This is a genomic window from Thermanaerothrix solaris (assembly GCF_032334255.1).
GTDB lineage: Bacteria > Chloroflexota > Anaerolineae > Anaerolineales > Anaerolineaceae > Thermanaerothrix > Thermanaerothrix solaris.
On sequence record NZ_JAUHMF010000002.1, the window covers coordinates 1,237,378 to 1,249,951 of the forward strand.

General features: G+C 53.6%; 14 protein-coding genes. 12 read left to right on the forward strand and 2 right to left on the reverse strand.

Annotation, left to right across the window (positions count from 1 at the left end; translation table 11 throughout):
• The first annotated feature begins 6 nt into the window (after positions 1-6).
• Genes QYE77_RS13950 through QYE77_RS14005 form a run of 12 tightly spaced genes read left to right on the forward strand, consistent with a single transcriptional unit; the run spans position 7 to position 11,090 of the window.
• A complete protein-coding gene (locus QYE77_RS13950) occupies positions 7-1,350 on the forward strand; it encodes an amidohydrolase (RefSeq protein WP_315626055.1) in 1,344 nt (447 codons plus the stop codon).
• Complete coding sequence (locus QYE77_RS13955) at positions 1,347-2,030, forward strand: phosphoribosylanthranilate isomerase (protein WP_315626056.1); 684 nt, start codon at positions 1,347-1,349, stop codon at positions 2,028-2,030. The genes QYE77_RS13950 and QYE77_RS13955 overlap by 4 nt, the downstream gene beginning before the upstream one ends.
• Entirely contained in the window at positions 2,027-3,064 is a 1,038-nt protein-coding gene (locus tag QYE77_RS13960; protein WP_315626057.1) for a carbohydrate kinase family protein, read from the forward strand. The genes QYE77_RS13955 and QYE77_RS13960 overlap by 4 nt, the downstream gene beginning before the upstream one ends.
• On the forward strand, positions 3,061-4,005 hold the full coding sequence (locus QYE77_RS13965) for a carbohydrate kinase family protein (RefSeq protein ID WP_315626058.1): 945 nt from the start codon (positions 3,061-3,063) through the stop codon (positions 4,003-4,005). The genes QYE77_RS13960 and QYE77_RS13965 overlap by 4 nt, the downstream gene beginning before the upstream one ends.
• Before the next feature lie 20 nt (positions 4,006-4,025).
• Positions 4,026-4,442 (forward strand): secondary thiamine-phosphate synthase enzyme YjbQ, encoded by a 417-nt coding sequence (locus tag QYE77_RS13970; protein WP_315626059.1) that lies wholly within the window; start codon positions 4,026-4,028, stop codon positions 4,440-4,442.
• 12 nt (positions 4,443-4,454) lie between these two features.
• Positions 4,455-5,423: a nucleoside hydrolase gene (locus tag QYE77_RS13975; RefSeq protein ID WP_315626061.1), complete on the forward strand. Its 969-nt coding sequence runs from the start codon at positions 4,455-4,457 to the stop codon at positions 5,421-5,423.
• A complete protein-coding gene (locus QYE77_RS13980) occupies positions 5,404-6,336 on the forward strand; it encodes a nucleoside hydrolase (protein ID WP_315626063.1) in 933 nt (310 codons plus the stop codon). The genes QYE77_RS13975 and QYE77_RS13980 overlap by 20 nt, the downstream gene beginning before the upstream one ends.
• On the forward strand, positions 6,333-7,253 hold the full coding sequence (locus QYE77_RS13985; RefSeq protein ID WP_315626064.1) for a carbohydrate kinase family protein: 921 nt from the start codon (positions 6,333-6,335) through the stop codon (positions 7,251-7,253). Before QYE77_RS13980 ends, QYE77_RS13985 begins: the two co-directional genes overlap by 4 nt.
• On the forward strand, positions 7,250-8,176 hold the full coding sequence (locus tag QYE77_RS13990; protein ID WP_315626065.1) for a PfkB family carbohydrate kinase: 927 nt from the start codon (positions 7,250-7,252) through the stop codon (positions 8,174-8,176). The genes QYE77_RS13985 and QYE77_RS13990 overlap by 4 nt, the downstream gene beginning before the upstream one ends.
• 30 nt (positions 8,177-8,206) lie before the next feature.
• Positions 8,207-9,355 (forward strand): SIS domain-containing protein, encoded by a 1,149-nt coding sequence (locus tag QYE77_RS13995; protein WP_315626067.1) that lies wholly within the window; start codon positions 8,207-8,209, stop codon positions 9,353-9,355.
• The gene (locus QYE77_RS14000; RefSeq protein ID WP_315626068.1) at positions 9,352-10,179 is read left to right on the forward strand and encodes a BtpA/SgcQ family protein; all 828 of its coding nucleotides are present in this window, start codon (positions 9,352-9,354) and stop codon (positions 10,177-10,179) included. Before QYE77_RS13995 ends, QYE77_RS14000 begins: the two co-directional genes overlap by 4 nt.
• Positions 10,180-10,193: 14 nt before the next feature.
• Positions 10,194-11,090: a PfkB family carbohydrate kinase gene (locus QYE77_RS14005; RefSeq protein ID WP_315626069.1), complete on the forward strand. Its 897-nt coding sequence runs from the start codon at positions 10,194-10,196 to the stop codon at positions 11,088-11,090.
• Positions 11,091-11,158: 68 nt separating this feature from the next.
• On the opposite strand, the gene QYE77_RS14010 is transcribed toward QYE77_RS14005, so the two are convergent.
• On the reverse strand, positions 11,159-11,587 hold the full coding sequence (locus QYE77_RS14010; RefSeq protein WP_315626071.1) for an OsmC family protein: 429 nt from the start codon (positions 11,585-11,587) through the stop codon (positions 11,159-11,161).
• A gap of 23 nt (positions 11,588-11,610) precedes the next feature.
• Positions 11,611-12,303 carry a protein disulfide oxidoreductase gene (gene pdo / locus QYE77_RS14015; RefSeq protein ID WP_315626072.1) on the reverse strand — a complete coding sequence of 231 codons (693 nt, stop codon included), beginning with the start codon at positions 12,301-12,303 and terminating at the stop codon, positions 11,611-11,613.
• Positions 12,304-12,574 lie beyond the last annotated feature (271 nt).

A 12,574-nucleotide genomic window follows, 5' to 3' on the forward strand; every position in this document is an offset into this window, starting at 1 on the left:
GATTTTATGGGATCCTTGCTGATTGAGGGTTGTGATTTGTTATGGGTTGAGAATGGGGAGGTTCGGTTTTTACAACGGCAGGATATTTGGATTGAAGGGGCTTTTATTAAGGCGATTGAGCCGAGTGGTACTTTAAACCCTCAGGAGAACCCTGAACGCTTGCCGGCTGAGAAACTATTGGCGATTCCGGGGCTGATCAATACCCATGCGCACGTGCCTATGGTGCTTTTCCGTGGGCTGGCTGAAGATGTGCCCATCGAATCCTGGTTTAACGACTATATTTTTCCCCTTGAATCTAACTTGACCCCTGAAGACGTATATTGGGGAGCGCTGCTAGGGCTGGCAGAGATGATCGAGGCCGGTATCACCAGTGTCGCTGACCACTATTTTTTTATGGATGAAGTGGCACAAGCGGTTAGCGAAGCCGGCTTGCGCGCTAATTTGGTGTGGGCGGTGTTTGGGCATGAGGGAGAAGAAAAGTTGGCTCGAACAGCCCAATTTGTGCAACGCTGGCAGGGCGCAGCGGAGGGGCGCATTACCACTTGGATGGGTCCCCACGCACCCTATACCACGACGCCGGAGTTTCTCCGTCTGTGTGCTCGCTATGCCCATGATCTTGGGGTCGGAGTTCACATTCATGTTTCCGAAACGGCAGACCAGGTGTCTTTTTCTTACAAACAATATGGGAAATCCCCCGTAAGGGTTTTACTGGATAGTGGGGTCTTGGATGTACCGACCATTCTGGCTCATTGCTTATATCCTGAGGAAGAGGACGTACGGATACTGGCAGATCATCCTGTGGGTATTGCGCATGCCCCAAAGACCTATATGAAACTGGGGATGGGGACAGCACCGGTAACCAAATTTCGACAGGCTGGAATCTCGGTGGGATTGGCAACTGATGGGGTAGTTAGTAACAACACTTTGGATATCCTGGAGCAGATGCGTTTATTGGCGTTGACTCAGAAAGATGCTGCTCATGATTCGACGGTGATGCCGATAGCCGAGGTATTGGATATTGCTTTTTATGGCGGCGCTAAAGTCATGCGACAAAATCAGAGGCTGGGGGTCTTAAAACCGGGTTATCTGGCTGATATTACCCTTGTGCGCCAGGATGAGATTGCTGGTTTTCCCCGTTATAACCCGGCGGCCAATTTGATTTACAGTGTTTCGGCACGGGATGTGGATACGGTCATATGCAACGGAAATGTTCTGATGCGTAATCGTCAATTGCTTACCCTAGATAAAGAAACCATCAAAGCCGAGGTGCAAAAGCGCCTGGAACGTTTGACTCAGCGCGTGCCCGGTCGGCGCATTGCTACTTATCCTATATGGAGGAAACCCGGATGATCATTCAGATTTATGCCTTTACCCGTCTTGCAGATGCCTTGGCGACAGTGGAATTGGGAGTTGACCATATTGGGTTTGTGGCTGGTCGTTATGGCATCGTGCATGGAGAACTGGACTTTAAAGAAGCGCGTGCTTTGGTTGAGGGTTTACCTACCCATGCGACCAGCGTGGCACTGACGATGGCCACGGAGGTGGATGAAATCCTGCGGATGGTTCAAGAGGTGCGCCCTCATGTTGTCCACATTTCCACCGACCCGCTAGATGTGGACGAGACGGCAATGAAGATCTTGAAGCATCATCTTCCGGAAGGGGTTCGCCTGATGAAAGCCATCCCGGTAGCAGGTGAAGAGAGCCTGGAATTAGCGCGCCGTTTTTCTCCCTACTGCGACTTCATTCTTTTGGATACCAAAGTAACAGGTCTTCCGGGAGTCGGGGCGACCGGCATGACCCATAATTGGCGGTTAAGCCGCCAGATTGTTGAAACGGTCAATGTGCCGGTTATCCTGGCGGGAGGATTGAGCCCTGAGAACGTTGCCGAGGCCATCCGTCAAGTTCGACCCTATGGGGTGGATTCGAATACCCATACCAATCGTCCTGGTTCTCCGGTGGAAAAGGATTTACAGCGGATCGCGGCCTTCGTGCAAGCGGTGCGCCAAGCCGAGTGGGAGGGTAAGGATTGAAGCGGCCAAAAGTTGCTCTGTTGGGTGATTTAAACATTGATACCGTGTTGACCATCCCCCGTTTCCCTCAGCCTGGCTGGGACGGGTTGGCCGAATCAGCAACGGTGCAAATTGGTGGGACGGTGGTTAACACGGCGGTTGTTTTACGCACTTTGGGGGTTGATTGTGTTTTACTGGGAGGTATGGGGGACGATGTATGGGCGGGTTACCTGCGTCAAAACTTAAAAAACATAGACGTTGATTTAAGCGGTGTTGCCACGATAAAAGATGTAATGACCGGTTTAACCTTTATCACCGTCCCACCGGATGGCGAACGCACCATGTTTTCCTACCGTGGCGCTAATGTAATGTATTCACCTCACCATCTCGAGTTCTCAATCTTCAATACAGTAGATTTGCTGCATCTTTCGGGTTACACCTTGCTTAAACCCCCACAGCAAGAAGCAGCTTTTGTGGCATTGGCTTGGGCTGAAACACAACATCTGCCTATTTGCCTGGACAGCGGGTTGCAACCCGTCATGGAAGTCCCCCATTTAATTGAGCAGGTCTTGCCACGTATCACGGTGGGCGTCTTGGGGCTCCCAGAAGCGACTTACCTGAGTGGTCAACAACAACCGGAGCGGGTATTGATGTGGATGTTAGACCTCGGGATGGAGTGGGCAGTGCTCAAAATGGGAGCAGAGGGATGCTGGCTGGCGAATCATTCTGAAGCGCTTCGGTTGCCTGCATTTCCGGCTCGAGTTGTAGATACGACCGGGGCAGGGGATTCCTTTACGGCGGGTATCATCTGCGGTTATCTCTGTAAGTGGGGGTTGGCTTTGACGGCGATTTTGGCTAATGCACTGGGGGCGCTGGCTACTCAGGTGTATGGTGCCGGCTTGGCCTTACCTGGACGAGCAATATTACGTTCTTATTTACAAGACCTTGCCAACCGCCCTGATACAAGTCCTTGGAAAGAAGGTTTTATAACTCTGATGTCGCGGATAGAAACCATGGATGACTTGCTTACCCCATTGCACCAGGAGCGGCAATGACGTTTTACGTGGCTTCATTTGGCGATTTGGTTGTTGACATTGTGGCAGGCGTGCCCGCACTCCCGGTCGAAGCGGCTCGGGATCAATTGTTAGATTACATCCACTTAGAGCCGGGTGGCGCAGGGAATTTTTTAATCGCAGGCCAGCGTTTGGGAATGCATATGCGGGCTGGAGGGGCAGTTGGCCAGGATGCATTCGGGGGGATCGTCTTGCGCATTCTGGAAGAGGAAGGGGTGGATGTGTCTTATGTTCAGCATCTACCGGCCGGTACCACGACGACCGTTTTGGTGCTTGTGGATCGTTTGGGGCAGCATGTTTTTTTAGGGCGTAGTGGTGAAGGACCAGAGGTGTTGCCCGGGCCTTGGTTTAGCACCTTTTTAGAAGGTGCTCAGGCGTTAAATCTGTGGGGCTATACGTTCATGGAACCCGCGCTGGTAAGGAGTATGCTTCACCTGGCGGAGGAGGCCCATCGTTGCGGCATACCGGTATTTTTTGACCCCGGACCGCAATTGCGTGCCTCTGAATCGCAGATAAAACATCTATTACAGTTGACACGGGTTATTTTACTCACTGAAGCCGAGGTGCCGCTGATGACAGGGGGGCTTTGGGGATCGGAGGGAATTGAGGCATTGTTGGCTAGTGGACCGAGTATGGTGGTGCTCAAACAAGGGGTTAAGGGTTGCACGGTTTACACCTGTACCGAAATGATCGTATCGCCCGGCTTCCCGGTGCCGCTCCGCGATACCACTGCGGCGGGCGATTCGTTTGCGGCGGCTTTTGTCTACGGCTATCTCAAAGGCTGGCGCTTGGAAAAGGTGGCGGCGTTTGCCAACGCCACCGGTGCCGCCAAGGTGCAGAAAATCGGCTCGGGGCGGCAGGTGCCGACTGCGGAGGAAGTGCGTCAGGTCTTACGTGCCTTTCGCGTAGATATTGATTTCTAGAATCAGGAGGGCTTTTATTCATGTTTAGAAAGGTAAAGGTTGAAACAACCCTTCGAGAAGGGCTCATTAATATCACTGATGCCATTCAGGAGGTGGTGCGTAAAAGTGGGGTTGAAGAAGGTATTTGTGTTCTTTATGTGCCTCACACAACGGCTGCGATTACGCTCAATTCGTGTCTTGATCCTGCGACACTCCAGGATTTGACCGAGGAGATACACCGCTTGGTGCCCACACGGGTGGATTTTCATCACATCTATGATACACCGGCGGATGCCGCGGGTCATATAAAAGCCACCTTGGTAGGACATAGCATCACACTTATCGTGACACAAGGGAAAATTGCTTTAGGAGGATCGCAAAGCATTTTATTCTTTGAGTTCGACGGCCCACGCCAACGTGAGGTGTGGGTACGCGTTTTACGCGATTCTGATTCATAAGGTAAATAGGTTATGGCAGAGAAAATCATCATTGATACGGATCCTGGCATTGACGATGCAATGGCTATTTTGTTGGCGTTGCGGTCTCCAGAGTTAGAGGTGATCGGTCTAACCAGTGTTTTCGGTAATGCCACCATTGAAGTGACCACAACCAATGCCTTACGCCTGGTTGAGTTAGAGGGAAACAACGCCATCCCTGTAGCGCAAGGGTGTGGGCAGCCACTGGTTTTACCGTTGGGTGAGGTGGGCACTTATGTCCACGGCGAAGATGGATTGGGAAACACGTTTCTACCACCCCCGAAAGGTAGACCTTTATCTTTACATGCGGCGCAATTTATCATTGAGGCATTACGGCGTTTCCCTGGTGAAGTGACTTTGTTAGCCCTTGGCCCATTGACGAATCTGGCGCTGGCAGCCAGCCTGGATCCGGAGGCAGTCACCTTGGCGCGGCGGGTGGTGATCATGGGCGGAGCCGTTGAAACACATGGAAATATCTCGCCTGTGGCCGAAGCGAACATTTATAACGATCCTCACGCTGCTGCGATCGTTTTCCGGGCTGGATGGCCAGTGACCATGGTGGGGCTGGATGTGACGACCAGGGTGGTGATGACCCCAGACTACTGGAATGAGTTGTATCGGGCTGGGAATACGGCAACGGATTTTCTTCGCGCCATAACGCCTTTTTACCAAAGTTTTCACGATCAGTTTTATGGGATGGGTGGGGCTACGCACACTCATGATCCGACAGCAGTGGTTTACCTTTTAGCCCCAGAATTGTTCGGGACGCAGAATCTACCGGTTTACGTCGAGACTCAGGGACGGTGTATGGGGCAAACCGTGGTGGACTGGTATGGTCAATGGAAGGACTTACCTCGCATTGATATCTGCTTGAGCGTTGATGCGGAGGGTGTGCTTGACCTCATTCGTGAACGGTTGACGAAACCTATTGAGGAATCCGAGGATGAGACGACTGTGGATTGATACCGATACAGCCTCCGATGATGCCGTAGCCATTTTGATGGCCCTGCGTTGGCCTGGGGTAAGCGTTGAGGGAATCAGCATTGTAGCCGGTAACGTGCCGGTGGAGTTAGGGAGCCGTAATGCGCGTTATACGGTCGAACTTTGTGGTTCGGAGACCTCAGTTTATGAAGGCGCCTCTCGACCGCTCTTGAGGGAGCCCGTGTGGGCTTATTTCTTCCACGGCGCTGATGGTATGGGGGAGATGAATTATCCTTCTCCCAAACACGAACCTTCTCCCAAGCACGGGGTGTTGGCTATGATCGAGGCCTTCCGCCAATTTCCAGGAGAGATGACATTGGTCACGTTAGGGCCATTGACCAACCTGGCTTTGGCTCTCAGGCTGGCGCCAGATATCATTCCCCTTATTCCTCATGTTTATATTATGGGGGGCGCAGCGGCAACTTTGGGAAATATCACCCCTGCGGCAGAATACAACATTTGGGTAGACCCTGAGGCAGCGAAAATCGTTTTCCACTCTGGATTACCTATCACCATGGTGGGATGGGAACTATGCCGGGGTGAGGCCAATCTTAATGAAGAAGACATGGCTGCGTTACGTGCCCTTAGGAATCCTCTGGCGGATTTTATCCTTGACTGCAATCGTCAAGCCCTGCGGGCCAACCGGGAGTGGTTGCGCGATCCAGGTTTACCCTTGCCAGATCCGGTGGCAATGGCCGTTGCTTTGGATCCTGAAGTGGTGGCGCGGGCTTCGATGCATTATGTAACGGTTGAGGCAGCCAGTGATCTCACTCGGGGTATGACGGTGGTGGATGAGCGCGGTGTGTTGAACCAACCGCCTAATGTACGGGTGGTCTGGGAAATTAATGTGCCACGGTGGAAAGAGGATTTATTCAGCGTGTTGCAGGTGGTATGACGCGAACTTATCGTTATGATTTACTCTGCCTGGGTGGGGCGGCCGTGGATTGGATTCTCCAGGTGCCCCGTTTGCCTGTCCCGGATGAAAAATTGGTTGCAAAATTTGCCGGCCGAGTGGCAGGAGGTTTGGTGGCGAACACGGCATGTGCAGCAGCGCGGTTAGGCTTGCGGGTGGCTTGGAGTGGGGTTCTCGGAAACGATGAGGGGGGACGGATTTTGCGCCAAAGTTTTGAGGACTTTGGTGTGGAGGTGGTCGGGGCTGATAGTACGCTTGACACGGTCAGCGATTTTACGGTAATCCTGCTTGAGCCTTCAGGACGGCGCACCATCTTGATCGTCAGTCCTGGTGAACGGTATCCTTCTCTAACTGAGGCTGGGCTTGAGATACTAGCCCAGACACGTTTGGCCTATACGGTGCCCTGGACGGTCCCATGGTTAAAGGAAGTTGCCCGTGCTTGCCAACAGATGAGTGTCCCATTAATACTGGATGTAGAGCCTAATAATGTTAGCGCATTGATCCGCGAGGAAATCCCTTCCAGCCTGCGCTTGCTTTTCGTTACCCAAGGCACCTTGGACATCCTGGATCACGCCGATGATACCGTTGGGGATTGGCTTGAGGCTGGGGTAGAACAGGTAGTAATCACGCGGGGAAACGAGGGGGCTGTCGTTGTGACCCGCGCGGGGAAATTTGAAACCTTGGCGTTCCGCGTACCGGTGGTGGATACAACGGGGGCGGGGGATTGCTTTCATGCGGCCTATATGGCGGCGTGGTTGTGGGGATGGTCGCCCGCTCAAGCGGTGCGCTTTGCCAGTGCGGCGGCGGCCCTTTCGGTGCAGCATTTGGGCGCACGTGGCGGATTGCCAACTTTCCAAGACGTTATGGCGTTTTTAGCGCAAAAGGGGGAGGCGTTATGATAGATTTTGTGGCGTTTAACTTGATTTTGGATGATATTGTCTTCCCGGATGGACGGACGGCGATGGGAGAGTTGGGAGGCGGTGGGGCGCAAACTGCCTTGGGAATGCGCTTGTGGTCAGACTCAGTGGGCTTGGTTGCCAGTGTTGGACCCGATTTCCCCGAAATTTGGTGGGAATGGCTGGAGGCGTGGGGGATTGATGTTCAAGGCATTCGACGGGAAAATGTGCCAACTTTGCGGGCATGGCAACTTTTAGAACCCGATGGACGTAGAACACAAATTTGGCGCGTCTCACAAGAGGTGTTAGCCACTCACCTGGCGCGCCGGATGGAGTGGTTGCCGGTTTCATACCGCCAGGCGCGTGGTTATCATCTGGGCGTGCATCCATCGGAGAAAAAAAGCGATTTTATCGAGAATATAAGGGTTCTAGGTGGAATAATCAGCCTGGAGCCGTTCAAGCCTGCTGATCATTTGCCCGATCCAGAGGCATTACAACGGTTGGTTTCGTTGGCGGATATTTTCTCGCCTAATCTGGAAGAAGCGATTTCTCTGGTAGGTCCAGGCGAACCCTCAGAGTTGGTGGTTCGCCTTTTGGATGCCGGGGCGCCGGTTGTGGCGTTGCGCATGGGCGCTCAAGGGGCACTGATCGGTCAACAAGGGTTGGATTATCTGATCCATGTGCCACCTGTGCCAGTAGAGGTGGTGGATCCAGTTGGTGCAGGGAATGCCTTTTGTGGCGGTTTTTTGGTGGGGTGGGTGGAATTTGGCGACCTGGTTGAAGCCGGATTGCGTGGTGCGGTCTCGGCTTCATTTTTAGTGACCCAAGTGGGTTTACCGCGCCTAGAATTGGCGACGGCTCTCCAAATGGCTCACCAGCGATTGCAATCCTTGCGTCCGCAGGTAACAACCTTACCCCTCGGGTAAGCAATACTCATCGTTGTGAGGAGAATTTGTATGAATACCATGTTGGCTCAAATTAAAAGTTTGCCGAAATTGGTAGATGAAATCTATCCCTCTTTGAACGAGACAGTACGCCAGGTCTTGGATCATGAGTTGTGTCTTTCGGTTAAGCGTCTCTTTCTCGTGGGATGTGGGGATTCTCACCACGTGGCACTCAATACGGAATATGCGTTCGAAGCCCTGGCGGGTGTGCCAACTGAGCCGATGACAGCGATGCAATACGCGCGCTATGGGGCGGGATTTATGCCCTCGACCGGGCCGTTGACTAATCTCCTTATCGGTATCTCGGTCTCCGGGGCGGTTGCGCGTACCGTCGAAGCCCTGAGAATGGGCCGGCAGTGCGGAGCGGTAACCATTGCCCTGACCGCCACCGAGGGCAGCCGCGTGACCCAGGAAGCGGAGCGCACCTTTCTGGCTGCGGCGCCCTCATTTGAGGAACCTCCCGGGACGGCGACCCCGGGCGTGCGGTCGTTCTTTGTCAATCAACTGGCTTTGTTATTAAGTGCGGTTCGGTTGGGGGAAGTCCGCGGGCGGCTCACCCTGAGCGAAGCCGAAACCTGGCGGTCGCAAATCCGGCGCCTTAATGAAGCTGTTGACTGGACGATTGAACAGTCTGAATCTCAGGCGCGGGAACTGGCCGAGGCTTGGAAAGATGCTAACGAGTTTGTCTTTGTGGGTGCTGGGCCGAACTTCGGCACGGCACTATTCTCGGCAGCCAAGATCTTAGAAGCCTCAGGCGACTCGGCTCTCGGGCAAGATGCTGAAGAATGGGGTCACCTGCAGTACTTTGCGCGAACTGCAGAAACCCCGACCTTCTTTATCACAGCATGCGGTCGCGATTATTCACGCACGGTGGAAGCGGCTACGGCGGCGAAAGCCATTGGGCGGCGAGTTGTGGCTATCGCACCAAATAAGGCGACGGAGTTGGTGGGTCTCTCTCGGTACCACCTTCCCATCGCCGAGGTGCCCGAAGTGCTTTCTCCGGTGGTAGCGGCCATTCCTGGCGAGTTGGTGGCTGCGTACCGGTCTGAGGTTATTGGAGAGCCCTTCTTCCGCGGATTTGGTGGTGGGCGCAGCATCGAGGGCGGTGGTGGGATCAGTCGCATCCGCACCAGCGATACATGGGAGGTCTGGCAACCATGACTGAGCGGCTGTCTTTTGACGCTCATCCGCCGCGGGTAATTGCTGCTCTGCATTTACCCCCTCACCCAGCATCACACCATCCGATGGCGCAATCCGTAACGCAGATGGTGGATTTTGCGTTGCGCAATGCTGAGCGTGCCGTCGAGGCAGGGATTCCGGCGCTATATATTCAGGATGTGGCCGATACCCCGGTCGCCCCCCAGGTGCAGCCGCACACGGTTGCCACACTTGCGGTTGTGGGGACGGCTATACGGCGTACTTTCCCTGATCTTATCCTTGGGGTATGCCTGATGAGCCACGGTGCGCGCGAGCCGCTGGCGATTGCGCAAGCCATTGGCGCGCAGTTCGTGCGTCTTAAGGTTTACGTTGGGGCAATGGTCAAGGCGGAGGGAATTCTCCAAGGATGCGCCTATGAGGCTATTCAGTACCGGGCGCAATTGGAGGCAGAGGAGATCGCGATTTTGGCCGATGTGTATGATCGCACTGGCGAACCCCTAGGACGCTTGCCTCTGGTTGAAGAGGCGCGGCAGGCAGCAGTGTTTGGGCGAGCCGATGGGTTGGTGCTAACCGGACTCTCCTTCAACGAGTCTCTAGAAATGTTGGGACAGGTACGAGCGGCAAACTTAGGCGTTCCCTTATACTTGGGGGGTGGGGCAAATGCTACCAACGTCGGCCAAGCGCTACAAGTGGCAGATGGGATCATTGTGAGTAGTGCGTTCAAATCACGTCAGGGGTGGACGCGTGAGGCGCTTTTAGACGAATGGGAACCTGAACGCATTCGAGCCTTTATGGAGGCGGTTCGCAATACAGGCTTGAGGAATTAAACGCAGGTCGAGGTGTGTTCCTTTCCATCGGCGTGGTGATCCTCGATGATATCGTTCTCCCTGACGGCCAAACTCGAATGAGCGTCCTCGGGGGTGGGGCCACCCATGCCGCGATGGGGATGCGGTTATGGGAGGATCAGGTGGGTTTGTTGGTGATCTTGGGGGAGAGTTTTCCGCTGGATTTAAAAGCGCAGTTAGCACAAACTTTCGCCCCTTCGGGGTTGCTTTCACAACCGTATCCCACACTGCGCGCCTGGCAGGTCTTTGATAGGGATGGTACCCGCCACGAGGTCTTTCGAGTGGATCCGCGATGGGTTCGACGTAGCGTACCTTTACCGGAGGATTGGCCATCAGACTTTCATCAGGTGCAGGGCGTTCATCTGCATTGTGCCCCGGAAGACGTGCCGCGCTGGGCGTCTTTTCTGCGGTCGCAGGGTGATGTGGTCCTGCTATGGGAGCCCTGGGATCCGTTTTGTGTCCCCCAGAATAGGGAGCAGTTTGCTGCATATTTGGCGTGGGTAGATATTGTTTCGCCTAATTTGGGAGAGGCACGCGCATTAACTGGCCAGTACGAGCCGCGAGAGGTTATGGCGGCTTTATTTGCTTTGGGGGCAAAAATTGTGGCGCTCCGCATGGGTGAACAGGGTAGTTTGGTAGGAAAATCGAGAGGTGAGGTACTTGCTATTCCTGCTATTACTCCAGGGCAGATTGTGGATGTAACGGGAGCAGGCAATGCCTACTGCGGCGGATTTGTGGTTGGGTGGGCGCGTTATCATGATCTCTACCGTGCTGGTTTGATGGGGGCTATTTCTGCATCTATGGCATTAGAACAGTTAGGCGCCGTTTATGATTGGCAAAGCGCCCGCCCGCAAGCGCACAAACTCTTAGAAGAATATCTAGCCTCGTCATAAATGTAAAGGGCTCAGGGGTGTTTTCGAAGTTTACACCCCTGAGCCCGAGTTGGTGTAGCAAAGTCAATTCAGGATGTCGCTTCGTGCAGCGTGATCTTGCGGGTGAAATTTACGCACCCGCGCATGGTGGCAATAGCGGAGCAGTATTTGGTTTCTGATAGTTCAACGGCACGCTCTACAGCGGCGGGGTCAATGTTGTGCCCGGTTACCACATACTCAATCTCAACATCGGTAAAGCGTTTGGGATGTTCGGGTGCGCGTAGTGCCGTCACTTTGACCTCAAACGCAGTGACATCCTGCTTTTTCTTCTGCAAAATTGAAATTACGTCCATTGCCGTACAGCCGGCAATCCCAATGGCGACGAGTTCCATCGGGCGTAATCCCGAATCACTTCCACCAACAGCGGGATCGCTGTCCAGGTTAACCGTGAATCCGGAGTTAGCCGTGCCGGTAAAGGCTAGGCCACTCTTCCAGATAACCTTTGCGTCTAAGGTCATACTCGAAATCCTCCAAGAAAAGTCTAGGCTGGTTGGGCGGCTTGTAGAATGGCTTCAAGCAAATTCTTCTCCGGCACAGCGCCGACAACTTCCTCAAAACCACTCTGGTTATTGGATTTTTGTACTTTGATGATCGTATGAGGTACACCGGAGACCCCGTACTGATCCGCAAGTTGCGGAAACTCCAAGGCTTCAACCATCTCGGCTTCAATGAGATCGCTTTCCATAGCCATTTGGTGCGCCAGGATGACTGCACGAGGGCAATACGGGCAAGAAGGGGTGACAAAAACCTGCATCGAGACGGGGTAACGCAGATTTTTTAGGGCCTGGCGTGTTTCGGGTTTCAATCCCGAGTCCTGACGCGAGACGTTCAGAATATCGTTAATAAGCGAGGTGAATTCATGCCCGGCGGGAATACCGGCGTACCGGATGCCATAATCCAAAATCTCGCCTCCTCTCACCCCTAGAATAACAAAACCGGGAGCTTTATCCACGCGATGCTTCTGGGCTAATTCTGAGTTGGCATTGAGGTCGTAGGTCTCTACGATGATCTTTTCGGGTGCAAGGTCTGCCACCTCGCTCAATAATTGACGGGTATCCTCGCAGTATTCACAATTGGCCGTTTCATCGCCAAAGAAGACGATCTTTACCGGGTGCTTCAACTCTGTAAAGACTTCGCGTAGTTGAGCCCGAATATTCTCATCAAGTAACGTCATTGATTCCTACCTCCACTTATGGTTTGAGATTAGTGTTGGATGAACAACCCCAACGGGGTTGTTGGGTTTCGTTATCAGGTACAGCCTCCTCCTTCCACGTAGTGGCAAACCGGGCAGACAAGATTCAGTAAACCGTCATAATCCATAATCCCCTGGTGGCAACGCGGGCAAGGTTGACCAGGTTGTGCGGCTTTAGACGGTGGTGCACTGCTCTCCTCTTGGGTTAGGTGAAAAGCAGGCACGGCTTCCAATGATGCCGACTGGTGAGAAG